A 23,397-nucleotide genomic window follows, 5' to 3' on the forward strand; every position below is an offset into this window, starting at 1 on the left:
CGGAGCCCCGAAGGAACGGACAGCTCCACCACCAACCAAACAGTCATAGAGACACCCTTGAGGAGAACACTGCCATGAACACCCTGATGAAGAAGACCGTCACCGGCTTTACCGCGCTCAGCATCCTTGCCGGCGCCTTTGCCGCCACCGCCGCGCCGGCCGCCGCCGGCCCGCTCAATGTCGGCCCGGCCGTCGCCGCCGCCACCGCCGACACCACCGCCGAGGTCCAGAAGGTCGGCTGGCGCCACCGCCATCGTCGCCACCACCGCTGGCACCGTGGCCACGGCCGCGGCTGGGGCTACGGCGCCGCCGCCCTCGGCTTCGCCGCCGGCGCCGCCTATGTCGCCACCCGCGATTGCGGCTGGGAGATCGTCCGCAAGAAGCGCTACAACCGCTGGGGCGAGCGCGTGATCGTCCGCAAGAAGGTCTGGGTCTGCGATTGATCCGAACCTGACCTGACCTCCAAATGACCGAAGGCCCCGCCGATGTCCCCCGGCGGGGCTTTTGGCTGTCTGGCGGGATCAGGGCGCCGCGCAACGCCATATGGATTGCCGCGTCGGCCTATCGGCCTCCTCGCAATGACATTGAAATTACGGGTGAAATCGTCATTGCGAGCGCAGCGAAGCAATCCAGGGCGCCCTTTCGCCCGGGCGACCACGGCGGCCAAAACGAGGTGCCGACATGGTCGACTATCAGCTCAGATCTCCGAGGCCGCCTTCAGGGCGTCGTGGTTCTCGATGCAGTAATAGCCGGAAATGCGGCTGATGGTGCCGGAGCGCTTCCAGTCGCTGAGCACGCGGTTGACGTTTTCTCGCGCCGCGCCCGCCATGTTGGCAAGGTTCGCCTGGCTGACCTTGTAGTGGATCAGCACCCGGCCGTTGTCGAGCGGCTTGCCGAAGGTCTCGGCGAGCTGCAGCAGTGTCTGCGCGACCCGGCCCGGCAGCGGCAGGAAGCTGCGCGCGGCAAGGACATCGTTGGCGAGCCGGAGCCGCGTGCCGACGACCGCCAGCATGTGCCGGTAGACGGCCGGATTGGCATCGGCGAAGCGCTCGAAGGCGGCCTTTTCGATGAAGGCGAGCCTGGCCGGCTTCAGCGCCGTCACGGTCGCCGAGCGCGGCCGGCCGTCGAGCAGCGCCAGTTCGCCGACCAGCGCTCCGGGGCCGAACACGGCGAGCAACTGCTCCTCGCCCTCGTGCGAGATGACGCTGACCTTGATGGAGCCCTCGAGCACAGCGTAGAAGCCGTTGCCCGGATCGCCGGCATGGAACAGGATCTCGCCGGACGACAGGCTGACGCCGCGGGCAAGCCCGGAAAGGCCCTCCGCCAGCGCCTCCGGCAGGCCGGCGAGCGAAAAGCTGTTTTCCAGAAAACTCTTGTCGAGCCGCATGGCCGCCTCCCCGCATTGGTATCCGGAGCATAACCTATTTCGCGGCCGCCTCGGCAAGCCCGATGCGCGCGCCGGCCGGGGGCAACGACGGCGGATACACGCCTTGACTCCGGTTTCGCTACCATAGAGTGTATTTGGCGTTTTGGGGTGAGGGGCGGCCGGCCCTTTCGCAGGGCCGGCCGGACGTTTGCGTATGGCGTCCGATCGAAAGGCCGAAAGCGCGCAAGAAGGGCCGCAGGCAGGCGTCAGCAGCAGGGTTGCGGTTTGCCCGGTCGCGGCCGGTTTTCGCCGCATGGGGCCGCGGCCCGCCCGGGTCTTCGCACGGCGGGTGCTCGGCTCCGCGTTGGCCTCGATTATCCTGGCGGGAACGGCCGCTGCCGATCCCTCGCAAGAGACGGGGCGCACATCCTTCGCCCTCAAGCGCCTGCTCTATTTCTCCTCCCTCGACGTCACGCGGGACAACGCCTATGCGGCGATCGGCATGCGCTTTGTGCCCGCCGGCGCCGGGGCGTCCTCCCCCATCGGCGCCGTGACCGCCGGCACCGGCTGGTACCGCTACCGCCGGCGCCGCCATGCGAAGCGCTGGTTTCATGCCGCCATCGGCGGCGCCGGCATCGCCGCCGGCTATCGCTTCGAGCGCCCGCGCTACGGCGTCACTGTGCTTGCCGGCCCGGCGGTGGAACGCCAGACCCTGTCGCGCCCCGACCCGGGCAACACGGCCGAGGGCACCCGCATCGCCGCCCGCGGCGCGCTCGACACCTGGGCAAAGCCCGCGCCGCACATTCTCGCCACCGGCTATGTCTCCGCCTCCACCTTCGACGGGCTGTGGTACGCCCGCGCCTTCGCCGGCCATGAGCTCCGGCCGGACCTCTTCGTCGGTCCCGAACTCGTCGGCATCGGCAACAACAGCTATGACGAGCGGCGCATCGGCGCGGCCCTTCTGGGCGCCCCCCTCGGCTGGTTGCGCGGGAACGTCGCCGCCGGGCTCCGGCTGCGCCGCGACGGCGCGCGCGATGGCTATCTGACCGGCGGCCTCTGGCACCGCTTCTGAGGACAGGCTGGAATGAGCCGCCGCCTTGCCCTTGCCGGCCGTTTCGTCTAGGAAAATCCCGCGGCGCCCGGCGGGCGCCCGGCGCGGCCGAAAGGGTCGGCGCCCGGTTGCTATTCTCGGGGTTTTCATGTCTGGCAAGGCCAAAGCGGACAAGCTGAAGGCGCGTCTGCCGCGCGGGTTCGTCGATCGCGAAGCGGCGGAAATCCGCGCCACGGAACGCATGTTGCAAAAGGTCCGCGAGATCTTCGAGCGCTACGGCTTCGATCCGGTCGAGACCCCGATGGTCGAATATACCGATGCGCTCGGGAAATTCCTGCCCGACCAGGACCGGCCCAACGAGGGCGTCTTTTCCTTCACCGACGACGACGAGCAGTGGCTGAGCCTGCGCTACGACCTGACCGCGCCGCTCGCCCGCCATGTCGCGGAGAATTTTGACAGCCTGCCGAAGCCCTACCGCTCCTATCGGAACGGCTGGGTATTCCGCAACGAAAAGCCCGGCCCCGGCCGGTTCCGCCAGTTCATGCAGTTCGACGCCGACACGGTCGGTGCGCCGACCCCGGCGGCGGACGCGGAAATGTGCATGATGATGGCGGACACGCTGGATGCGCTCGGGCTTGAGGGCCAGTACGTCGTCCGCGTCAACAACCGCAAGGTTCTGGACGGCGTCATGGAGGCGATCGGGCTCGCCGGTCCCGAGCACGCCGGAACACGCCTCGTCGTGCTGCGTGCCGTCGACAAGCTCGACCGCCTCGGCCTCGACGGCGTCCGCGCTCTGCTCGGCGAAGGCCGCAAGGATGACAGCGGCGATTTCACCAAAGGCGCCGGGCTTGGACCGAATGAGGTCGAGACGGTACTGTCCTTCGTCGGCGCCAAGGGCGCGGCGGCGAGCGACACGATCGAGACCCTGAAGGGCCTCGTCTCCGAAAGCGCCGTCGGCAGCGCCGGCGTCGAGGAACTCGCCGAGATCGCCCGCCTCGTCGGGGCCGCCGGCTATGAGGGCAAGGTCGAGGTCGACCCCTCGGTCGTCCGTGGCCTGGAATATTACACCGGCCCGGTCTACGAGGCCGAACTGACCTTCGAGGTCACCAACGACAAGGGCCAGGTGGTCCGCTTCGGCTCGGTCGCCGGCGGCGGGCGCTATGACGGCCTCGTCGGCCGCTTCAAGGGCCAGGACGTGCCGTCCACCGGCTTTTCCATCGGCGTCTCGCGGCTCTTGTCGGCCTTGAAGGCGACCGGCAAGGTCCGGCTCGACGACGAGGACGGCCCGGTCATCGTCACCGTCATGGACCGCGCCGCCGTCGCCGACTACCAGGCGATGGTGTCTGAACTGCGTGCAGCACGCATCAGAGCCGAACTCTTCCTCGGCAACCCCAAGCAGTTCGGCAAGCAGCTCCAATATGCCGACCGCCGCAATGCCCCGCTGGCGATCATCCAGGGGTCCGACGAGCGCGGCGAGGGCGTCGTCCAGATCAAGGACCTGATCGAGGGCAAGCGGCTGTCGGAAAACATCGAGGACAACGCCGAATGGCGCGCCGCCCGCCCGGCGCAGGTGACGGTCCCGCGGGAAAAACTCGTCGAGACCGTCCAGAAAATGCTCGCCGAGCAGGCGGCGGACCGGGACGGGGAGGCGGGCCAATGACCGATTTTTCCGAACGGCTGGAGCGCCTGCGCTCGCTGATGGAGACGACGGGCTACCGTTTCGTCGAGACCGACATCCTGCAGCCGGCCGAGACCTTCATCGACCTTGCCGGCGAGGAGCTGCGCGGCCGCCTGTTCCTGACCGCGACCGTCGGCGGCGCCGAGCTGTGCCTGCGCCCCGATTTCACTATCCCGGTCTGCAGCCACCACATCGCCTCGGGCGATCCGGCGCGCGCGGCCGCCTATTCCTATCTCGGCCCGGTGTTCCGCCAGCGTCCGGGCGGCACCGGCGAGTTCCCCCAGGCCGGGATCGAGTCGCTGGGCCGCGAGGATCGCGAGGGCGCCGACGCCGAGGCGCTGACCCTCGCACTGTCGTGCCTCAGGGCCTTCGACCTGGAATCCCCGGATATTCGCCTCGGCGACCAGGCCCTGTTCTTTGCCTTCGTCGACGGGCTCGATCTCGCCGCGATCTGGAAGCGTCGGCTGAAGGCCGCCTTCGGCGACCGCGCGCGGCTTAATGCCCTGATCGAACAGCTTGCCGGCCGCGGCCCCGGCGGCGAGGACCGCCGCGCCGGTCTGCTGGCCGCGCTGGAAGGCGTCGACCACGAAGCTGCCCGCGATCTCGTCGAGGACCTCCTCTCCATCGCCGGCATCGCCACCGTCGGCGGCCGCACCGCCAACGAGATCGCCGAGCGCTTTCTCGAACAGGCGACCTTTGCCGCAGGTTCCAGCGCCCGGCCGGAAATCGCCGAGCTGATGACCGCTTTCCTCGATGTTGCCGGCACGCCGGACGTCGTCGCCGACCGGCTGGCGGTGATCGCGGCCGATGCCGGCGTCGACCTGACGGCTGCGTTGGAGGCTTTCAACCACCGCGCCCAGCTCATCGCCGACCGCGGCATCGCCTATGACCGGATGCGCTTTGCCGCCGATTTCGGCCGCCGGCTGGATTACTACACCGGCTTCGTCTTCGAGATATTCGACCCAGCCCGGCCGGACCTCGGTCCGCTCGTCGGCGGAGGCCGCTATGACAAGCTGCTGGCGCTGCTCGGCGCCCCCTGCGAGGTGCCCGCCGTCGGCTTTTCGATCTGGATCGAGCGGGTGCCGGGCGGTGTCGCCGCGCTCGGCGCCAACGGCCTTGGAGCGCTGACATGAGCCGCGATCTGATCCTTGCCGTCCCCTCCAAGGGCCGCCTGCAGGAAAACGCTGCCGCGTTCTTCGCCCGCGCCGGCCTGAAGCTGGAACAGCCCGGCGGTGCCCGCAACTATCGCGGCCGCATCAAGGGGCTCGACGGCGTCGAGATCGCCTTCCTGTCGGCCTCGGAGATCGCCCGGGAGCTTGCGGCCGGCAACGTCCATTTCGGCGTCACCGGCCTCGACCTCGTCTACGAGACGGTCGCCGAGCCCGATACCTGCCTCCATCTCGTCACGCCCCTCGGCTTCGGCCATGCCGACGTGGTCGTCGCCGTGCCGAAAGCCTGGATCGACGTGTCGACCATGTCCGACCTCTCCGACGTCGCCCAGGACATGCGCGCCTCCTCCGGCCGCGCGATGCGGGTCGCGACGAAATACATCCGCACCACGCGGGCGTTCTTTGCCGAGAACGGCATTGCCGACTACCGGATCGTGGAAAGCCTGGGCGCGACGGAAGGCGCGCCGGCCTCCGGCGTTGCCGAACTCATCGTCGACATCACCACGACCGGCGCGACCCTCGTCGCCAACAACCTCAAGATCCTGTCGGACGGCGTCATCCGCCGCTCCCAGGCCCATCTGGTGGCAGCGTTGCGTGCGCCTTGGGACGAGGAGCCCCTTGCCGCCGCCCGCACGATCCTCGACCGCATCGCGGCCGAGGCCCGCGCCGGCCAAATCCGCGAAATCCGCACCACGGTCGCCCGCGCGGCCATGCTCGGCCACGACGCCGTCTCCCGCTTCGGGGCCACCGTCCCCTTCGGCGCCCAGGGCTCCAACCTGGTGCTCCACTGCCCCGTCGACGAGGTCTACCCCTGCGTCGTCTGGCTGCGCGAGAACGGCGCGGAAACGGTCACGGTCTCTTCGGTCGACTACGTCTTTGAGGCGACCAATCCGCTGTTTGCGGGGCTCAAGGGGCGGATCGGAGAGGGCTGACGGCCGCGCCGGCCATTGCCACACTTGCAGGACGGCGTTTTCAGCCGCTGCGGAAGAGCACGATCTGTCCCTCGTTCTTGGCATCGTCACGCGTGTAGCTGACGCCGTCGACCTTCGTGCCGTCTGGGTCGAGCAGGGAAATCAGGCCGCCGCTGTTCGAGAGCGGAACGTCGCCCATCGTCACGGCGCGCACGTCGCCCGGCGCCAGCCACACGTCGCTTGAAAGGACACGGGGGTCATCGTTTCGGTTGAGCAGTTGCCAGCCGGCAAGCGAAATACCCGATGTCGTCCGGTTCAACAGATAGACGAGCTCGGGCCGGCCCGAATGGGCGTCCTGGTTCTCGCCGCCGATCGGATTGACGAGCGCGCTGACGATGGCGACCGGAAGGTCCTCGGGGATCACCTCAATATCGGGACGCGGCGGGATCGGCCTGTCTTTGCCCAGAAGTTCGGCGACCAATTGGCTTCCCGGCAGGGCGTTTCCGGTCTTTTCGTCCGTATGGACCGCCTGCGATCCAAATGCGAGCCAGATCGCGATGTGGCGGTCATTGTCGGTGTCTTCGATGATCAGGCCGCCGTCTTGCCAGACGCCGTTGTATTTTTCGAAACTCCTGGCATTTCCCTGGTTCATGTGAACGTCGTGAATGCCGTCATTGCCCGAATAAGGCTCGCCGAACAGGAAAACCTTCGATTTCTTCTCCGCCGCCTGGCGCAGGGTCGGGAGCATCAGGTCGAGAAGGTCGTTCTCCCGGCCCGGAATGTCGTGCGGCAACAGAAGGCCTTCGGAAAAGTCGAGCAGATTGCTGCGGATGTAGTCGATGGCGAGCGAATTGGGTTTTGGCGGCAATTGATGGAATCCCGGGCTCACCTCCGGCAGCAACTGGAGAACGGGGTGAGAAAAATGCTCGTCCTTGTAGAGGGCCAGTTCTGAAATCGCGGCCGTCGATTTCACATTTATCGATGCCCGGAAATCCTTCCCGCCGCCGTCGTTGTAGAACAGGTGGATGTGCGGTGTTTCCGCATCGTCGGCATTGGTTTCGGCCGTCACCCGAACGGCTTGCCCACACCAGATTCCGTAACGATCGATCGGCATCGCAATCACTCCTCAAGATAAGGCGGCCTTATTCTTGATCACCAAGTAATCTTTTTCAACTTAAAGATGATAATATTGATATTTGCCTGTCTAAATAAGCCTTTCAGGCGCTGACGCGTTTCGGCAGCAGTTTATCCCCATACTCGATAAACTCGCTATAATCGCCGGCGAACCGGTTCTATGAAGTTTACCTCGTCACGCTATAAACTCGCCATAAGCTCGGTGCCATGAACCCGCTTTCCAACCCCTACGCCCCCGGCGCCGGGACGCCGCCGCCGGAGCTTGCCGGTCGCGATGCGATCCTCGAGGCGGCGCGGCTCGCGGTCGCCATGAGCCGGGCGGGAAAGCCGGCGCGCAGCCTGATGCTGGTCGGGCTCAGGGGCGTCGGCAAGACCGTGCTCCTCAACGAGATCCAGGAGATCGCGGATGAGGCGGGCGCCTTCACCGACTTCATCGAGGTCAGCCGCAACGAGCCGCTCTCCGTCGTCATCGTCGCGACCCTGCGCGCCGCGCTCTTGAAGTTCGACCGCATGAAGGGCGTCAGCGAGACGGTGAAGAAGGGGCTGAGGGTCCTGAAGAGCTTCGTTTCCGCCATCAAGCTCAAATATGGCGACGTGGAATTCTCCGTCGACGTGGAGGAGGAGGCGGGCGTCGCCGACAGCGGCACCTTGCGCCGCGATCTTGCCGAGCTCTTCGTCGCCGCGGCCGAGGCGGCAAAGGCGCGGAACACCTCCATCGTCCTCCTCATCGACGAGATCCAGACGCTGGCCGAGGACGAGTTCGAGGCGCTGATCATGGCGATCCACCGGATCGACCAGAAGCGCCTGCCGCTCCTGGTCGTCGGCGCCGGACTGCCGCTGCTGGTCAAGCTCTCCGGCGAAGCGAAGTCCTATGCCGAGCGGCTGTTCGACTACAACCGGATCGGCGCATTGGACGACACGGAGGCGGAACGCGCACTGGTCGCGCCTGCTAGCGCGGCCGGCGTCGCCTTCAAGGACGCCGCGATCGCCCGCATCCTCGAAGTGACGGAAGGCTATCCCTACTTCCTGCAGGAATGGGGCTACCAGTGCTGGAACACGGCAAAGGCCTCGCCGATCACGGAACGGGATGTGAAGAAGGCGAGTGAAGCGGCGATCGCCCGGCTCGACGAGAATTTCTTCCAGTCCCGCTTTGCCCGCCTGTCCGATCCCCAGAAGCGCTATTTGCGTGCGATGGCCGAACTCGGGCCCGGTCCGCACCGCTCCGGCGACATCGCCAGGGCCATGGGAAAGACCTCCCAGAACGTGGCGCCGATCCGCGATGCGCTGATTTCCAACGGCATGATCTACAGCCCGAAATACGGGTTTGCCGCGTTCACCGTGCCGCTCTTCGACGCCTTTCTGAAAAGGACGATGCCGGACGAGGCGTGACGGGCGCGCTCAGCCGTCCTCTCCGGCCGCCTTCAGCGCCGCATCGAGCCGCTTCCAGACGGTCAGCGCCGTGGCGATGGCAAGCGTCACGAAGATGCCATCGATGACGACGACCGGCAGGCCGAAGACGGCGATGAGAAACGCGGTGACGCCGACGGCCAGCGCCCGGTCCGACTTGCCCATCGGCCCGTCATGGCGCCGTCCGCCGCCGATGACCTGGCCGAGCAGGCCGGCGAATTCCGTCAGCACCGCGCCGAGGCAGAAGGCAACGACCGGAATGGCCGCGGCGCCGAGGGCAAGGAAGGGCGGGATCAGCGCCAGATAGAGGCAGAGGTCGGAAAGGACGTCGCCGATCTCGTTGAGGACGGCGCCCCTCCTGGTCTTCATGTCGTGCTCGCGCGCCAGCATGCCGTCGATGGCATTGAGCGCCATGCGCAGAAAGAGGACGACGGGAAGGATGAGAAGCATCGCCGGGGCGTCGGGCACGGAGATAAGGAAGCTGCCGCCGGCAGCCGAGAGGACGAGGGCAAAGAGCGTCACCTCGTTCGGCGTGATGCCGGCTCCGGCCAGTTGCACGACGAGCGGCCGCAAAAGGGCCTGGAACCGCGGTTTCAGGTCGAAGACGGTCGCCATGGTCTCCTCGGGCAGGTGGCTTTCAAAAACGCACGAACGGTAGCCCAGGAACGCGTAAACTGCGAGCCCGGCGTTTGCTTGAAACCGGCGCCGCGTCGCGCCGGTTATCCCGGTCAGGCAGGGCGGACAGGAACGGAGGAAACAGCAATGGCCGAAACCGGTCGCCGCATCGAGGTGACGCCCTTTCCCGGGCGAATAACAGTGCGCCTTGCCGGCACGATCGTGGCGGAAAGCGGCGAGGCGCTGGCGCTGTCGGAGGGCAGCTATCCGGTCGTCTACTATGTGCCGCAGAAGGACCTCAGGCCGGACGCCTTCGAGCCGTCGGCGCACCGGACCCATTGCCCGTTCAAGGGCGATGCCAGCTATTTCCACATCGTCGCAAAGGGAACGCGGGCGGAAAACGCCGCCTGGAGCTACCGGACGCCGATCGAGGGAACGGCTGCGATCGCCGGCCATGTCGCCTTTTATCCCGACAAGGTCGAGATCGAGGTGACGCCCGCCCGGTGATCGCCGTTGTCCGTTACACCGGCGGCGTCTCTTCCTCGGTCATGGCCACCGCACTCTCCTGGCGGATGACGATGAGGCCGGCAATGACGATGAGGGCGCCGCCGAGGATGGTCGGCAGCCGCGGCGTCTCGCCGAAGAACAGGAACCCCCACAGGCTCGCCCACAGGAAGGCGGCATATTCCAGCGGCGCGATGCGCGTCACCGGCGCCAGCGACAGGGCGTAGGAAATGGCCAGGAAGCCCATGGTTCCGCAGGTGCCGACGGCAAGGAAGAGGCCGAGATCGGCGGTCGCGACCGGCTCCCAGGTTGCAAGCCCGAGCGGCGTGACGAGGATGACGGCGCCGAGCGACTGCAGCACGGCCATCGATACCTTGTCGTCTTTCTGGGCGCGCACGCGGATGGTGACGATGGCGGTCGAATAGCAGATGGCCGTCAGGATGCCGAGCGCAAAGCCGATCGCGTTCTCCGTCAGCGTGCCGTCAAGCTGGTCGGTGGCGAGCGAGCCGCCGGCGATGACGACGACGCCGGCAAGGCCGAGGCCGAGGGCGACAAGCGCGCTGCGGGTAACCGGTTCGCCGAGAAGGAGGCCGCCGAGCGCGACCGTGAACAGCGGCGCGAGGAAGAAGAGGGTCGTCGCCAGCGCCAACGGCAGATACTGGACGGTATGAAAGAAGCTGGCCGCCGCGGCAAGCACCAGGATACCGCGCAGCATGTTGGCGCGGATCGTCTGGGCGTCGGGCCAGGCCGGCCGCGCCAGCGGGATGAGCAGAAGCGCCACGGTAAGGCCGAAGGCATAGCGCAGGAAGGTGATCTGCCAGACCGGATAGCTGGCGCCGAGCATCTTGACGAGGGCATCCATCAGCGACAGGCCGCCAAGGGCAAGGACCATGACAAAAACGGGAGTAAGGCGCGCCATGGTAGGGAGCTCCGCGGGCAGCGTGGGGCAAGGGGCGAAAAAGAAACCGCCCGGTTCGGGCGGCGGCGCGCACCATACCGGCTTTGCCGGCGATGCGACACCTTCAAAAGGGACGGGGAGTTTTGCGGCTTTGCCTATTGCGGCTTCGGTGCCGGCTCCGGTCCCTTGATGGTGAATGGGAGCTCGAAGCTTCCCGCCTTGTCGCTGTGGGCGTCCTTCAGGCGGGTGAAGAGCACGTAGTCGCCGGGCTGCAGGCCGGAAAGGTTCAGCGAGAACGACACCTGGAACTCATAGACCGGCCGGCGCGTGCGGGCGCTGAGGCGGGTGAAATCGGTCTGGGCAACGAGGATCTGCCCGTCGGGCGTCCTCAGTTCCAGGTCGGCGTCGAGGTCGATGAGGATGTCTTCGCCGTCGCGGCCGAAGCCGTAGCCGACCGGCTCGGCATAGACGGCGATCGGCTCGCCGGCCTTGAAGGTGGTGTCCTCGCGCGGCTCATAGCGGCCGTAGCCCTTGGCGGGAGCGGCGACGAAGCGCGCCGTCGTAAAGCCGAGCGGCGCCGCCTGCCAGGCCGCATCGCGCAGCGCCTCTGCCGCACCGAGTGCCTCGGCGGGCTTTTCCGCCGCAATCAGACTGGCGGTCTTTTCCGCGAGTGCCGCCGGCGTCTCGGCATGGGCCGCCCACGCCCCGCCAACGATTGCCGCACTCAACACCAGAACGCGCCACATGACCCAACCCCCGACTCAAAAAGCGCAACGCGGCCGATCAGTCAGAAGATCGGCTTATATCAGAGGCAATTACACGGGTTTTCGCCGGCGAACAACCGACCCTTAAGAATGAATTAACAAGGAGGTAAACGCAGCCGGACGGCTTTGTCGGCGCGCCGCGGTCAGTTTCCGGCGCCGGGATGGCGCCCGAGCCAGCTCTGGCGCTTGCGGTAAATGGTTGAGGGAGCGATCTCAAGGGCCGCCGCGGCGCGCGAGATATTGCCGTCGAAGGCATCCAGCGCCTGCTCGATAATCTGTTGTTCCTGCTCGCGAAACGGCACGATCGCGTGGTGCCCGTGAAAGCGCGGCCGAAGTGCATCGATCGGCATGCGCCCGGCGCCCTCGCCGCTCGCGCAGACGCCCGGCGGCAGCATGTCCGCGGTGACCACGTCGCCGTCGAAGAGGACGACGATCTGGCGCACCACGTTTTCAAGCTGGCGCACGTTGCCCGGCCAGGAATAGGCCGCAAGCCGGGCTTCCACGGCCGGATCGAAGGCGAAAAAGGCCTTCGACTCTTCGCTGGCGAAACGGCGGAGGAAGATGCCGGCGAGCGGCAGCACGTCCTCCGGCCGGTGGCGCAGCGGCGGCAGGGCGATCGGCAGGACGTGCAGCCGGTAGAAGAGGTCCTCGCGAAACCGGCCCTCGGCGACCTCGGCCATCGGATCGCGGTTGGTGGCGCACACGAACCGGACGTCGACGGCCTCGATGGCGGTGCCGCCGACCCGGCGCACCGTGCCGGTCTGGATGAAGCGCAGCAGCTTTGCCTGCAGGCCGAGATCCATCTCGCCGATTTCGTCGAGGAACAGCGTGCCGCCGTCGGCAAGTTCCGCCGCGCCCGGCCGGTCGCTGATGGCGCCGGTGAAGGCGCCGCGCTGGTGGCCGAAGATCTCGCTTTCCATCAGGTCGGCGGGAATGGCGCTGCAGTTGATCGCGATGAACGGCCCGTCGGCCCGCGGCGAGCGGGAATGCACGGCTTCCGCGCACAGCTCCTTGCCGGTGCCGGATTCGCCGGTGATGAAGACCGGGGCGCGGGAATTGGCGATGCGCCTGATCTGCTCGTAGACGCCGAGCATGGCCGGCGAGGTGCCGACGAAATTCTCAAAGTCCCGGTCCGAGGCGTTTTCCGCCTTGCGCGGAGCGGCGGTCGGAACCGGGCGCCGGCGACGCGCGGCGCATTCGGCGAAACGCTCCTTGATGCGGCGCGCGGTGAACGGCTTGACGATGAAGTCGTCGGCGCCCGCCCGGAGCGCTTCAACGGCGCCGGTCACCGTGCCGGTGCGCGAGGTGGCCAGCAGCACGGCCTCCGGCGCCTGGCGCGCGAAATCGGCGATGCGCTCGCTCTCGCCGACGGTGGCGATGTCGAGGAGGACGAGGTCGAAGCTGTCGCTGCGAAGCCGCGCCAGCGCGTCCCGGGGTTCCGTGGCAAAGACCGGCGCGGAGGCCGCCGCGAAGGCACCGTCCAGTTCGGCGGAAAGGACCCGCCGTTCGGCGGGATCGGACTCAACGACGAGGATGCGGCAGTTGGCGACCGAATCCCGGATTCCACCCATGACCAGAAATGCCCCTTCAACGCGGATCGGCCGGCAGGGCATCGGCAAGGAACCGGCAAGAAGCGGGCGTCAAACCCCGAGCTGCAATCCCCGACCGGCCCGAAGGCCGCAACGCTTCTGTTTTCCGCCAACACGGTAAACAAAGGGTTTCAATGTCGATGTAATGGCGACGGCCGCGGCCGGATTCACATCCTGGTAACGATACAAACTCACGGGAATGAAAGGGTTTCCGCCTAAGTTATCGGTCTGGGAGAGCGGTCGATCCGGGCCGGTTTCACAAGAAAAAAGAGGGGAGCCCCGTGACAGCCGTCGACCTTGGACATCAGGACTGCGCGCCGCCGGGCCTTTCCGCCCGCGCCGGCCGCCTCGGCGTCCTTGTCGGCCGCGTCTGCCGCAGCGACAACGGCGCGCTCCGGGCCCTCATGGTCTATGGCCTCAGGATCGGCGGGGCCGGCCTCATCTTCCTTGCCCAGATCGCCATTGCCCGCTGGCTGACGCCGGCCGAATACGGCGTCTTCGCCAATGTCTGGGTGATCTTCCTTCTGATCGGCGGCTGGGTCTCGCTCGGCCTCGGCGGCGCCATGATCCGTTTCGTGCCGGAATATCTGGCGCTCGGCCGCGAGGACCTGTTGCGCGGGCTGCGCCGCGCCGGGCGCGCCGTCGGCCTGACGACCGCCATCGTCGTCGCCGGCGTCGGCATTCCGGTTCTCACCCTTGGTGGCGACATCGTCGAGCCGGCCTACCGGCTGCCGCTGGTCCTGGCGCTCGCCGCGCTCCCGTTCTACGCCATGTCCGACATCAATGACGGGCTCTGCCGCGGCCATGGTTGGCCGCTGCGCGGCATCGCGCCGATCTACGTGCTGCGGCCGCTGCTGATGATCGCCGGCGTCGTCATCGCCGCGCTCGCCCTCGGGCTGGCGCCGACGGCGACCAACGCCATGGCCGTCGTCGCCATCGCCTTTTCGCTCACCGTGCTCGTCCAGACCGTGATCACCGAGAGCGGTACCCACGGCCTCGTGCCGGCCGGACCGTCGCGCTACGAACTGAAGACCTGGCTCGCCGTCTCCATGCCGCTGGTGCTGATGGAAGGAATGCTGGCGCTGATGAACCACGTCGACGTGCTTCTCGTCGGCAGCCTGCGTGGTGCCGAGGAGGTCGGGCTGTATTATGCCGCGACCCGCGTCGTCGCGCTCGTCTCCTTCGTGCCCTATGCGGTGATCGCCGTCTTCGGCCCGCGCTTTTCCCACGGCAAGGCCGTCAACGACCATGAGGGCCTGCGCGAGACCGCGCGCCAGGCGGTGACCCTGTCGCTGCTGCCCTCGCTCGTCCTCGGCATCGCGATCGTCGTCACCGGGCCGCTGCTGCTTGCCGCTTTCGGCGAGGAGTTCACCGCCGCCTACAACGTCCTCCTCATCCTCCTCGTCGCCGTCACCATGCGCGCCGCCGTCGCCCCGGCCCAGACCATGCTGGCAATGACCGGTCACCACGTCGTCTGCGTGGTCATCCTTGCCGGCGCACTCGCCCTCAACACGGTCCTCAACCTGATCCTTATCCCGATTGCCGGCACCGTCGGCGCGGCGACGGCGACCACCATCGCGGTCGCCATGGAGATCGGGCTCTCGCTCGTCGCCGTCCGCCGCCGCCTCGGCTTCGTGCCGATGCCCTATGGCGATGCGCGCCACCTCATCTCCGCGCTGCGCGGCATCCTGACCCGCAAGGCCGCCACCACTCCCGGACCGAAGGGGCCGCTGGCCGGATGAACGCCTCAACCGCCCGTTTCGACGCCGCCGCACCGGCCTTCCTCGACGATCCCGCCACCGAGGCCGCCGTCCGCAGCCGCCTTGCCGATACGGCGGTAGTGGTCGAGGTCCGGCCGATGGCCGATCTCGACGCTTTTGCCGCGCCGCTTGCCGATCTGGCCCGCCGCGCCGTCGTCGCCAACGTCTTCTTCGAGCCCGTGGTGCTGAAGGCCGCGCTCGCCGAGGCGCGCCATCCGGACCGGGTGTTCATGGTGCTCGCCTGGGCCGACCGGCAAAGGGCCATGCTTTCCGGCGTCTGGCCGATCGTCCTGGAGCCCCACCACTGGGGTCCGTCGCGGCCGGTCTGGTTCACCTGGAAGCACGATTCCGGCACCCGCGCGACGCCGCTCATCGGTCCCGGCGCCGGGCCCGCCGTCTGGGCGGCGATGCTCGATGCGATCGCCGCCACGGGCCGTGCCCGGCATCTGGTGCTGCCGACGATGATGGACCTGTCCGGCCTCCTTAGCGACATCACCCATGCGGCCGACGCCACGCGGCGCCGGCTCTGCCTCCTGGAGCGCCACCCGCACATCGTGCTCGGCGCCATCTCCGACGGCGAGGCGCACCTGAAAAGCGCCATGAGCGCGCGGCGCCGCAAGCGCATGGTCAAGAATCGCGACGACCTTGCCGCCCTCGGCCGGCTGGAGGCGCGCGTCTATGAGCGCCCCGGCGATGTGATGGTCGCTTTCCGCCGTTTCGTGGAGCTGGAAGGTGCTGGCTGGAAGGGGCGCCGCAAGGGCGCGATCCTGACCAAGCCCGATGCGCTGAGGTTCTTCCTGCGCACGGTCTGCGACCTGGCGGAAGCCGGCCAGGTGCGCATCGACAGCCTGGAACTGGACGGCGCGCCTCTGGCCATGTCGATCGTCACCCGCTCCGGCAACGCCGCCTTCTGCTGGAAGACGACCTATGACGAGGCCTATGCCCGGTTCAGTCCCGGCATGCTGGTGGTGATGGACGTGACCAGGGGGATTGCCGCCGATCCCGGCATGGCCTTCGCCGATTCCTGCACCGACGCCGGCCATCCGCTGATGGCGCATCTGTGGCCCGAGACGGCCGACTCGGTCGACCTCCTGGTCGATCTGAAACCGGGCGCAAGCGCCGCCGCCTTCGCCGCGGCACGGGCGACCGAACTCGGCCGCCGCCGCGCCCGCGCCGCCCTCAAAAAGGCCTACCACGCCATCCGCGATCGCGCCGAACCGCTGCGCGGCTAGCAGCCTCGTCAGTCAAAAGAGCTTTCAGGTCGCGACAGCGGCCCGGCGCCGATGCGCCGTACCCGCGCACGGACAGCACCCGACCAGGGTGCGGTGCGCCCCGTGAGCGAAAAAAACTAACTCGTGACCTCGTAACCGGCGTCTTCGATCGCCTGGGAAAGAGTGGCCTTTTCCTTGGTCGCCGAGGCGATGTCGACACGGCCGGCCTGAAGATCGACGGCGACCTCGGCCGCCGGATCGACGTCGGTGACGGCTTTCTTGACCGCGGCCACGCAGTGATTGCAGGACATTCCGGTAACGTTGAGGCTGATCATCTGGGATCTCCTGGGTGGAAAATGCTTCTGAGCGGACCTTGGTGCTTCCAGCAACGGGAAGGTCAAGCCGGTCGCTGGCCGCATCGCGCGGCGGGGTGTCGCGGTTGTGCAGGAACCTGTGGATAAACTGTATATGAACCGGGGATTGCCTGTGTCCGACTGGAGAGTTGTATTGGTTGAGGCGCTGGACTGCACCGGGAAAAGCCCGGTTTTGACCGCTCAGAAGCCCCGCGCCGGAGATTTCGGGGAAATTTCACGCATCAGCCGGCGTCCTCTTGCACGTCCTGGCCAGGCTGCGAACGCGGGCGCGGTACTGGAAAACCGGTGAAAACCGGGGGGATTGAAAGCCTTTCTCCGGGGAAACAGGTGAGACCGACCGTGCAGGCCGGGGAAAAATCGCGCATCATCCCCTTAATGATTCGCGATTCTGCAGGGGAATCGCGGCAAGCGAACTGTTCGACACGCGTATGGCCCGGATCATCGCCGTTTTCGTATTCGTCTGCATGGTTGTGATCGCCGGCTCCGTCGGCGTCATCGCCCATCTGCAGCTTGGCGCGGAAATCGGCGAGGCGCTTCTGCTGTCCGCCGCCGTCATGCTCGTGGTGGTGATGCTGCAGGCGGAGTCCCAGCGCCGCCGCGAGCGCCGGATCGTCGCCTCGCGCTTCGACGAGATCCTGGAGAATTTCGAGGCCACTGCCGACGAGATCACCAATGTGGAGCGCCGTCTCGTCAAGCTGGAGGCGGAAACCCAGCCGGAACGCAGCAACCAGATCGATTCCCTGCTCGCCGAGGTCGAGGTGCTGGGCGCCATCGTCAAGCAGATGGCCGAGCAGCTGACCGAAAGCGAAGCCCGTATCGCCGAGCTGGAAGAGCGCGAGCGCCAGGCCGCCGCGCCGCCGCCGGTGGCGATGATCCCCTCGCGCGATGCCCCGGCGCGCGAGGTCCGCGGGCCCGCACGCGACGAGGAGGCGGAAGAACGCGCCGCGCTTGCTGAAGAGGAGGCCGAGGCGGCGGCCAGGCGCAAGGAATCCGCCCGGCTGGATGCCGAGCGCCGCCGGCTCGTCGCCGCGGTTCGCTCCGCCCTCGACAACGACCGCATCGAACTGCACATGCAGCCGATCGTCTCCCTGCCGCAGCGCCAGGTCCGCTTCTACGAGGTGCTGACCCGGCTGATCGAGGAGGACGGCAGCTACCTCTATCCGGAGACCTTCCTGCATGCCGCGGAAAGCGCCGGCCAGATGCCGCGCATCGACCGCTTCGTGCTGCAGAACGCCTCGCGCATCGCCCGCCGCCTGACCCAGCGCAACCGCGGCCTCGGCCTGTTCTGCAACCTGTCCGGCACCAGCCTCGTCGACGAGCAGTTCCTCGGCGAGTTCGAGCGCTTCCTGGAGATCAACAAGGATCTCGCCCGCTCCATGGTGTTCGAATTGCGCCAGGAATCCCTGCGCGCCATGGGTCCGCTGGAGCTTGAAGGCCTCACCTTCCTGCGCGACCTCGGCTGCCGCTTCTCGCTCGACCGGGTCCGCGACCTGCATATCGACTTTGCCGATCTTTCCGCCCGCGGGTTCCGCTTCGTCAAGCTGCCGGCCGGGCGCCTCCTCGACGAGGACACGCCGCCGCGCGCCGACATCCACGTCGCCGACATCGCCGACCTTGCCTCGCGCCACGGCATCGAGATCGTCGCCGACACGGTGGAGCGCGAGGCCCAGGTCATCGGCCTCCTCGACTTCAAGCTGCGCTACGGCCAGGGCGCCGTCTTCGCCCATCCCAAACCCGTGCGCCCGGAAGTGCTCGCCTCCCTGTCGCCGCCCGACGGCACCTCCCAGCCCGCCCCGACCACCCCGCCGCCGGCCCCGAGCCTCGCCAAAACCCGCCGCCGCGCCGCGGGGTAGGGCGCTACGCCCGTCGGTCTTGCCGGGTCATCTCTCCCTTGCTCCATCCCGGGCGCGTTCTCTCTCCGCCGTCATCCCGGGCGGAGCGCAGCGGAGACCCGGGACCCATTGCCTCTCTCGATGCAGTAGCCCTTCTCGGCGTTTGACGAAACCTCGTTCCGCGCCGATGCCCATACTTGCACTATCCGGCATACCGTGCGGTGAGGGGCAATAGGCCCCGGATCAAGTCCGGGGTGACGGGGAGAGGCGGCATCTGGCGAATGGGGCGAACAAAGCAAGAGCGAACGGATGCCGAACCATTCTAACGCTTTCGATGATTGCTAGCTCGTCTGGTGTCACGTCCGTTTATGCGCATAACGGTCGAGGCGCCAAGCATCTCGTAGTCGATGATGCCCTTGTCCGCGTTCATCCAACCGCCGTTTTTTTGGCGAAGTTCGAACTCTGTTTCATGTTTACCGCCGACAACATCTCGCCAGTGAATAGTTCCCAAGACCGACAAAGTGCCATCTGATCCGAATTCCGGTGGCCACGGTCTTCCTTTGAATATGTAGTCTTGGCTTTCTGCAGCTTCCGACTCGCCCGCACCAATTATTTTGCAATGAGCAAACACATCAAATGGGAGTACGACGCTTGCGTTGCTGGCCGAAATCCTTGCGCTTACCCTGATTCCAAACGCGGGCGATTGGCCGCTGTTTTTCAGGGTAATTTCGATCTTGAAGGCCAGGTGGCCTTTTACGGCTCCACTCCGGATCCGGCCCCCATCGGTAGTGAGGTATGCTCGGACCTGCGCCTCTCCCATTTCACGGGTGGCGGCAACGGCTTCCTCCGCAGCTCTTGTAGCCTTCCTGGTTTCAGCCAGAGTATTGTTGACCAACCAAACCGCCAAAGCACTAACAGCCGTGGCGAGAATACCGAAAACAGCCATAGTCCATTGGGCGTAGGAGTCCTGCCAAGGCCTAAATTCGCGAATAGCGGCTACGAGGTTTTGGAGTTCATGTTGCTCGGCACGCTCTACTTGTTGTGACTTAGGCTGAGGCGCCGTTGGGCCGTTTCGTTCCGGCATCAACGTTTGGATAGCGACAACCGCCACGATCGCGGCGAGCGCCAATCCAAGCGCTATGAGTGCACCTCTGTCACTTCGATTGCGGTTTGGCATTGAGGGGGAAGCGCCGTGTTGAATTTGCTCCGAGAGAGCGTATTCCGCACGTTCGCCTCGTTCCCGTCAACTCAGATTGCAGGTAACCTATGGGCCAACTGAGCGTAGGTGGCGCCCTTTTCCTTGGGACTCACTTCCGCCCGAACAGCCGCTCGATGTCGGAGAGTTTCAGCTCCACGAAGGTCGGCCGGCCGTGGTTGCACTGGCCGGAATTGGGCGTTGCCTCCATGTCGCGTAGGAGCGCGTTCATTTCCGCCGCCTTCAGCCGCCGGCCGGCGCGCACCGAGCCGTGGCAGGCCATGGTCGCGGCGATGTGGTCGAGCCGGTCGCGCACGCGGGTCGAGGCCTCCCACTCGGCAAGGTCGTCGGCGAGATCGGTGACAAGGCCGCGAATGTCGATCTCGCCCATCATCGACGGTGTCTCGCGTACCGCGACGGCGCCGGGGCCGAAGGCTTCCACGACGAGGCCGGTCTCGGCGAGTTCCTCGGCCCTGTCGAGAAGCCGCGAGATGTCCTCTTCCGGCAGGTCGACGACCTCCGGGATGAGCAGGATCTGGCGGGCGACGCCCTTGGTCGCCAGCGCCGTCTTCAGCCGCTCATAGACCAGCCGTTCATGGGCGGCGTGCTGGTCGACGATGACGATGCCGTCATCGGTCTGGGCGACGATATAGGTCTCGTGCAGTTGCGCCCGCGCGGCCCCCAGTGGCAGCGCCATATCATCGACGCTGTCTCCTAACGCCTCGTCATGGCCGCGCGCGTCGGCCGACGGCGCGGCGAAATCGGCAAAGCCGGCCTGCTCCTCCGCAAAGCCGCCAGGCGCCGGGCGCTCCAGCGGCAGCGTCTCGGTATCGGCGCCCGCAACAGGTGCCACCGGCCGGTACGGCGAGGTGCGCCAGTCGGTCGATTGCCAGGCCGTCGCCGGCCGGTGCGGCGCGCGGGGAGGGGGCGCGCCGCGCGGCCTCAGCGCCTCAAGGGTCCGGGCCGCCCCCGTCGTCGTCGCCCGCGGCCCGCTGGCGCCGAGCGCCTGGCGGACGGCGCCGACCACCAGCCCGCGCACCAGCCCCGGATCGCGGAACCTGACGTCGGCCTTGGTCGGATGGACGTTGACGTCGACCTCATGCGGGTCGAGGTCGACGAAGAGCGCGACGGCCGGATGGCGGCTGCGGGCAAGGAGGTCGCGATAGGCGCCCTTGAGCGCACCGAGCAGCAGCTTGTCGCGCACGGGCCGGCCGTTGACGAAGAAGAACTGCTGCAGCGTGTTGGCCCGGTTGTAGGTCGGCAGCCCGGCAAGGCCGGAGAGCCGCACTCCTTCGCGCTCCGCCTCGATCGGGATGGCGTTGGAGACGAATTCGCGCCCGATCACCTGGGAGATGCGCTCGCCTCTGGTGGCGCCAGGAAAGTCGAGGGCGCTGCGGTCGGACCCCGTCAGCGAGAAGCGGATCGCGGGATGGGCGAGGGCCAGCCGGCGCACCGCATCGGTGATCGCCGTCGCCTCGGCCCGGTCCGATTTCAGGAATTTCAGCCGCGCCGGCGTTGCAAAGAAGAGCTCTTTGACCTCCACCCGCGTGCCGGCGGTCAGCGCCGCCGGCTTCGGTGCCGTTAGGCGCCCGCCGGCGACTGCAATCTCCCAGCCATGGGGCTCGTCCTTGTGCCGGCTCGCAATCGTCAGCTCGGCGATCGCGCCGATGGACGGCAGCGCCTCGCCGCGAAAGCCGAGGGTGCGGATGTCGAGGAGGTCGTCCTCGGTCAGCTTGGAGGTGCAGTGGCGCTCCACGGCGAGCTCAAGGTCCGCCCGCGTCATGCCGCGCCCGTCGTCGCTGACCCGGATCAGCGACTTGCCGCCGCCGGCGGTCACCACCTCGATCCGCCGCGCGCCGGCATCGAGCGCGTTTTCCACCAGTTCCTTGACGACGCTCGCCGGCCGCTCCACGACCTCGCCGGCCGCGATCCGGTTGACGACTGCATCGGAAAGTTTCTTGATCGCCACGGGTTTCGTTTCCAACCTCTGTTGAAACTCTGATTACTGCCGGATTCGCACCCCGCCGTCACATGGCTTCAACACTTCCCTGCGAAGTCGGTCCATGCAGGGCAGACATTCAGGCCGCCGCCTTGACCCCCACCCCGTTACCGGCTACCGCCAGCGCCATGACAACCGCATCCGTTCCGCTCGCCAAGGGCCTTTCCGAAATCGCCGGCCGCTATCGCGGCCTCCTCTGCGACGTCTGGGGCGTCGTCCACAACGGCATCGCCGCGTTTCCGGCCGCCTGCGAGGCGCTTCAGCAATTCCGCGCCGGCGGCGGCGCCGTGGTGCTGCTGACCAATGCGCCGCGCCCGTCCGGCCCGATCTACGACCAGCTCGCCCATGTCGGCGTGCCGCGCGATGCGTTCGACAGCGTGGTCACCTCCGGCGATGCCACCCAGCTCTTTTTCGAGCGCGAAAACGTCCGCAAGGTCTTCCACCTCGGCCCCGACCGCGACCTCACCCTCTATGACGGCACCGGCATCGACCGCGTCGACCCGGGCGAGGCGGAACTCGTCGTCTGTACCGGCCTCTTCGACGATACCACGGAGACGCCGGAAGACTATCGCGATCTTCTCGCCGAGCTGAAGGCAAAGGGGCTTCGCCTCGTCTGCGCCAATCCCGACGTCGTCGTCCACCGCGGCGACACCCTGATCTGGTGCGCCGGCGCGCTCGCCCGCGATTATGCCGCCATCGGCGGCGACGTGACGATCTTCGGCAAGCCCCATGCGCCGATCTACGACGCCGCCCTTGCCCGGCTCGCCGAGGTGGCCGGGGCCGACCTCGGCAAGAACGAGGTCCTTGCCATCGGCGACGGCCTGCCGACCGACATCGCCGGCGCATGCGACCAGGGCCTGCCGACGCTGTTCATCACCGGCGGCATCCACGCCGCCGATTTCGGCCCGATCGATGCGCCGGACGCCGCCAGGGTGGCCGAGCGGCTCGACCGGGAAGGCCGCCGGGTGGTCGCCGCCATGCCGCGGCTTTCCTGGTAGGACAGGGACCGGCGCGCCGGCCGCGGGCGCCATCGACCGCAGGCCGGCCGGCCGCGCATATCCTCGCCGTCCGCGCATATCTTCGATAGATCGCAAATCGCCTGCCGACAAGCGGGGCTTTGACACGCCCTGCCACTCGACTCCCCTTTGTGTGCCAAAATTCAAATTTCGTATGATACGAGTTGCAGATAGTCTGGAGAATTTGTAAAACGGATAAGTTTTCAAAATAGGGCTGCAGCGGTTGTGGCGGCGTCTGAGTTGACATTTGGCGATGGCGGGAATGCCGGGTACGCCAAGATCTTCGTGGTCGGTCTTCCCAAAACCGGATTGTCCACGTTACGGCGTATTTTCGAGATCGCAGGCCTGCGCCAGCGCGGCAAGAACAAGGCCTTGCTGCAGGCGGTCTGGAGCGGGGACTGCTCCGATTTCGGCGATTTCCTGGACGAAGCCGATGCGTTCTCCGATTGGCCGATCCCGATCGTCTACCGCGAGCTTTGGCAGAAATATAAAAACAAGGCCCTGTTCATCCTGTCCATGCGCGAAGACGAATTCGCCTGGATAGAAAGCCTGAAGACCCACGCGGAAAGTTACCACTGGCAGGGCAACGTCGCGATGCGCAGGTTTTTCGGATATTATTACCCGCACGGGCGCGAGGAAGAACACATCGCGGCCTATCGCGACTTCAATGCCGAGGTCCTGGACTTCTTCCGCGGCGTCGGCGGCTCCGTGATGGTCTACCGGACGGGCAACAAGGACGACCTCGACCGTCTGGCATCGGTGCTGGGCGTTACTCCCGCCTCGATCGCCGGCGTACATGAGAACAGCGGCGCGCAGCGACGGCGGCGCTACCCCGTTCGCAGCCTGATGAACCGCTTCTTCGTGAAAATCTACAAGGCCAAGATCGCCCTGTTCGGATAACCGCAGCCGATCGCGGCAAAACGC

21 protein-coding genes are annotated in these 23,397 nt (G+C 67.0%); 12 read left to right on the top strand and 9 right to left on the bottom strand.

Translation table 11 applies throughout. From position 1 onward, the window contains the following. Nucleotides 1-74: 74 nt before the first annotated feature. Nucleotides 75-443, top strand: a complete 369-nt coding sequence (locus M2319_RS12340) for a hypothetical protein (RefSeq protein ID WP_264601762.1) — start codon at nucleotides 75-77, stop codon at nucleotides 441-443. A gap of 254 nt (nucleotides 444-697) precedes the next feature. On the opposite strand, the gene M2319_RS12345 is transcribed toward M2319_RS12340, so the two are convergent. Continuing rightward, complete coding sequence (locus M2319_RS12345; RefSeq protein ID WP_264601763.1) at nucleotides 698-1,387, bottom strand: Crp/Fnr family transcriptional regulator; 690 nt, start codon at nucleotides 1,385-1,387, stop codon at nucleotides 698-700. 292 nt (nucleotides 1,388-1,679) lie between these two features. Between M2319_RS12345 and bcsS the strand changes: the two genes are divergently transcribed. The 4 genes from bcsS (at nucleotide 1,680) to hisG (ending at nucleotide 6,196) form a co-directional block, all read left to right on the top strand. Further along, a complete protein-coding gene (gene bcsS, locus M2319_RS12350; protein WP_264601764.1) occupies nucleotides 1,680-2,438 on the top strand; it encodes a cellulose biosynthesis protein BcsS in 759 nt (252 codons plus the stop codon). 127 nt (nucleotides 2,439-2,565) lie between these two features. Further along, nucleotides 2,566-4,077: a histidine--tRNA ligase gene (gene hisS, locus M2319_RS12355; RefSeq protein WP_264601765.1), complete on the top strand. Its 1,512-nt coding sequence runs from the start codon at nucleotides 2,566-2,568 to the stop codon at nucleotides 4,075-4,077. After that, nucleotides 4,074-5,228: an ATP phosphoribosyltransferase regulatory subunit gene (locus M2319_RS12360; RefSeq protein WP_264601766.1), complete on the top strand. Its 1,155-nt coding sequence runs from the start codon at nucleotides 4,074-4,076 to the stop codon at nucleotides 5,226-5,228. Before hisS ends, M2319_RS12360 begins: the two co-directional genes overlap by 4 nt. Next, the gene (gene hisG, locus M2319_RS12365; protein WP_264601767.1) at nucleotides 5,225-6,196 is read left to right on the top strand and encodes an ATP phosphoribosyltransferase; all 972 of its coding nucleotides are present in this window, start codon (nucleotides 5,225-5,227) and stop codon (nucleotides 6,194-6,196) included. The genes M2319_RS12360 and hisG overlap by 4 nt, the downstream gene beginning before the upstream one ends. A 40-nt stretch (nucleotides 6,197-6,236) precedes the next feature. Here the strand turns inward: hisG and M2319_RS12370 are convergent, their stop codons facing one another. Continuing rightward, the gene (locus tag M2319_RS12370) at nucleotides 6,237-7,289 is read right to left on the bottom strand and encodes a DUF2278 family protein (protein WP_264601768.1); all 1,053 of its coding nucleotides are present in this window, start codon (nucleotides 7,287-7,289) and stop codon (nucleotides 6,237-6,239) included. A 227-nt stretch (nucleotides 7,290-7,516) separates the two neighbouring features. Here M2319_RS12370 and M2319_RS12375 point away from each other — a divergent pair, with 227 nt between their 5' ends. Continuing rightward, nucleotides 7,517-8,698, top strand: a complete 1,182-nt coding sequence (locus M2319_RS12375; protein WP_264601769.1) for an ATP-binding protein — start codon at nucleotides 7,517-7,519, stop codon at nucleotides 8,696-8,698. Between the two features lie 9 nt (nucleotides 8,699-8,707). Here the strand turns inward: M2319_RS12375 and M2319_RS12380 are convergent, their stop codons facing one another. After that, nucleotides 8,708-9,331 (bottom strand): CDP-alcohol phosphatidyltransferase family protein, encoded by a 624-nt coding sequence (locus M2319_RS12380; protein ID WP_264601770.1) that lies wholly within the window; start codon nucleotides 9,329-9,331, stop codon nucleotides 8,708-8,710. 147 nt (nucleotides 9,332-9,478) lie between these two features. Here M2319_RS12380 and M2319_RS12385 point away from each other — a divergent pair, with 147 nt between their 5' ends. Continuing rightward, the gene (locus M2319_RS12385; RefSeq protein WP_264601771.1) at nucleotides 9,479-9,838 is read left to right on the top strand and encodes a DUF427 domain-containing protein; all 360 of its coding nucleotides are present in this window, start codon (nucleotides 9,479-9,481) and stop codon (nucleotides 9,836-9,838) included. 13 nt (nucleotides 9,839-9,851) lie between these two features. On the opposite strand, the gene M2319_RS12390 is transcribed toward M2319_RS12385, so the two are convergent. The 3 genes from M2319_RS12390 to M2319_RS12400 form a co-directional block, all read right to left on the bottom strand. After that, nucleotides 9,852-10,754, bottom strand: coding sequence for a DMT family transporter (locus M2319_RS12390; protein ID WP_264601772.1), 903 nt, complete (start codon nucleotides 10,752-10,754; stop codon nucleotides 9,852-9,854). 134 nt (nucleotides 10,755-10,888) lie between these two features. Next, nucleotides 10,889-11,479 carry a hypothetical protein gene (locus M2319_RS12395; protein ID WP_264601773.1) on the bottom strand — a complete coding sequence of 197 codons (591 nt, stop codon included), beginning with the start codon at nucleotides 11,477-11,479 and terminating at the stop codon, nucleotides 10,889-10,891. Between the two features lie 161 nt (nucleotides 11,480-11,640). Continuing rightward, nucleotides 11,641-13,068, bottom strand: a complete 1,428-nt coding sequence (locus M2319_RS12400) for a sigma-54-dependent transcriptional regulator (RefSeq protein ID WP_264601774.1) — start codon at nucleotides 13,066-13,068, stop codon at nucleotides 11,641-11,643. 299 nt (nucleotides 13,069-13,367) lie between these two features. On the opposite strand from M2319_RS12400, the gene M2319_RS12405 reads away from it, so the two are divergent. Then, complete coding sequence (locus M2319_RS12405; RefSeq protein ID WP_264601775.1) at nucleotides 13,368-14,828, top strand: lipopolysaccharide biosynthesis protein; 1,461 nt, start codon at nucleotides 13,368-13,370, stop codon at nucleotides 14,826-14,828. Next, the gene (locus M2319_RS12410) at nucleotides 14,825-16,078 is read left to right on the top strand and encodes a GNAT family N-acetyltransferase (RefSeq protein ID WP_264601776.1); all 1,254 of its coding nucleotides are present in this window, start codon (nucleotides 14,825-14,827) and stop codon (nucleotides 16,076-16,078) included. Before M2319_RS12405 ends, M2319_RS12410 begins: the two co-directional genes overlap by 4 nt. A 116-nt stretch (nucleotides 16,079-16,194) precedes the next feature. Here the strand turns inward: M2319_RS12410 and M2319_RS12415 are convergent, their stop codons facing one another. After that, nucleotides 16,195-16,392 carry a cation transporter gene (locus M2319_RS12415; RefSeq protein WP_264601777.1) on the bottom strand — a complete coding sequence of 66 codons (198 nt, stop codon included), beginning with the start codon at nucleotides 16,390-16,392 and terminating at the stop codon, nucleotides 16,195-16,197. Nucleotides 16,393-16,859: 467 nt separating this feature from the next. Here M2319_RS12415 and M2319_RS12420 point away from each other — a divergent pair, with 467 nt between their 5' ends. Then, nucleotides 16,860-18,284 carry an EAL domain-containing protein gene (locus M2319_RS12420; protein WP_264601778.1) on the top strand — a complete coding sequence of 475 codons (1,425 nt, stop codon included), beginning with the start codon at nucleotides 16,860-16,862 and terminating at the stop codon, nucleotides 18,282-18,284. Between the two features lie 301 nt (nucleotides 18,285-18,585). Here the strand turns inward: M2319_RS12420 and M2319_RS12425 are convergent, their stop codons facing one another. After that, nucleotides 18,586-19,392 (bottom strand): hypothetical protein, encoded by an 807-nt coding sequence (locus M2319_RS12425; RefSeq protein WP_264601779.1) that lies wholly within the window; start codon nucleotides 19,390-19,392, stop codon nucleotides 18,586-18,588. Between the two features lie 178 nt (nucleotides 19,393-19,570). Further along, complete coding sequence (gene mutL, locus M2319_RS12430) at nucleotides 19,571-21,427, bottom strand: DNA mismatch repair endonuclease MutL (RefSeq protein WP_264601780.1); 1,857 nt, start codon at nucleotides 21,425-21,427, stop codon at nucleotides 19,571-19,573. Nucleotides 21,428-21,585: 158 nt separating this feature from the next. Between mutL and M2319_RS12435 the strand changes: the two genes are divergently transcribed. Together M2319_RS12435 and M2319_RS12440 are read left to right on the top strand one after the other, a co-directional pair. Then, on the top strand, nucleotides 21,586-22,455 hold the full coding sequence (locus M2319_RS12435) for a TIGR01459 family HAD-type hydrolase (protein ID WP_264601781.1): 870 nt from the start codon (nucleotides 21,586-21,588) through the stop codon (nucleotides 22,453-22,455). Between the two features lie 258 nt (nucleotides 22,456-22,713). Beyond that, nucleotides 22,714-23,373, top strand: a complete 660-nt coding sequence (locus M2319_RS12440; RefSeq protein ID WP_264601782.1) for a sulfotransferase — start codon at nucleotides 22,714-22,716, stop codon at nucleotides 23,371-23,373. Nucleotides 23,374-23,397: the final 24 nt, after the last annotated feature.

This window comes from Rhodobium gokarnense (assembly GCF_025961475.1).
GTDB classification, from domain to species: Bacteria; Pseudomonadota; Alphaproteobacteria; order Rhizobiales; family Rhodobiaceae; genus Rhodobium; species Rhodobium gokarnense.

Coding starts and splice junctions, on each gene's coding strand:
- M2319_RS12340 (WP_264601762.1), top strand. CDS start 75: ATGAACACCCTGATGAAGAAGACCGTCACCGGCTTTACCGCGCTCAGC.
- M2319_RS12345 (WP_264601763.1), bottom strand. CDS start 1,387: ATGCGGCTCGACAAGAGTTTTCTGGAAAACAGCTTTTCGCTCGCCGGC.
- bcsS (WP_264601764.1), top strand. CDS start 1,680: ATGGGGCCGCGGCCCGCCCGGGTCTTCGCACGGCGGGTGCTCGGCTCC.
- hisS (WP_264601765.1), top strand. CDS start 2,566: ATGTCTGGCAAGGCCAAAGCGGACAAGCTGAAGGCGCGTCTGCCGCGC.
- M2319_RS12360 (WP_264601766.1), top strand. CDS start 4,074: ATGACCGATTTTTCCGAACGGCTGGAGCGCCTGCGCTCGCTGATGGAG.
- hisG (WP_264601767.1), top strand. CDS start 5,225: ATGAGCCGCGATCTGATCCTTGCCGTCCCCTCCAAGGGCCGCCTGCAG.
- M2319_RS12370 (WP_264601768.1), bottom strand. CDS start 7,289: ATGCCGATCGATCGTTACGGAATCTGGTGTGGGCAAGCCGTTCGGGTG.
- M2319_RS12375 (WP_264601769.1), top strand. CDS start 7,517: ATGAACCCGCTTTCCAACCCCTACGCCCCCGGCGCCGGGACGCCGCCG.
- M2319_RS12380 (WP_264601770.1), bottom strand. CDS start 9,331: ATGGCGACCGTCTTCGACCTGAAACCGCGGTTCCAGGCCCTTTTGCGG.
- M2319_RS12385 (WP_264601771.1), top strand. CDS start 9,479: ATGGCCGAAACCGGTCGCCGCATCGAGGTGACGCCCTTTCCCGGGCGA.
- M2319_RS12390 (WP_264601772.1), bottom strand. CDS start 10,754: ATGGCGCGCCTTACTCCCGTTTTTGTCATGGTCCTTGCCCTTGGCGGC.
- M2319_RS12395 (WP_264601773.1), bottom strand. CDS start 11,479: ATGTGGCGCGTTCTGGTGTTGAGTGCGGCAATCGTTGGCGGGGCGTGG.
- M2319_RS12400 (WP_264601774.1), bottom strand. CDS start 13,068: ATGGGTGGAATCCGGGATTCGGTCGCCAACTGCCGCATCCTCGTCGTT.
- M2319_RS12410 (WP_264601776.1), top strand. CDS start 14,825: ATGAACGCCTCAACCGCCCGTTTCGACGCCGCCGCACCGGCCTTCCTC.
- M2319_RS12415 (WP_264601777.1), bottom strand. CDS start 16,392: ATGATCAGCCTCAACGTTACCGGAATGTCCTGCAATCACTGCGTGGCC.
- M2319_RS12420 (WP_264601778.1), top strand. CDS start 16,860: ATGGCCCGGATCATCGCCGTTTTCGTATTCGTCTGCATGGTTGTGATC.
- M2319_RS12435 (WP_264601781.1), top strand. CDS start 21,586: ATGACAACCGCATCCGTTCCGCTCGCCAAGGGCCTTTCCGAAATCGCC.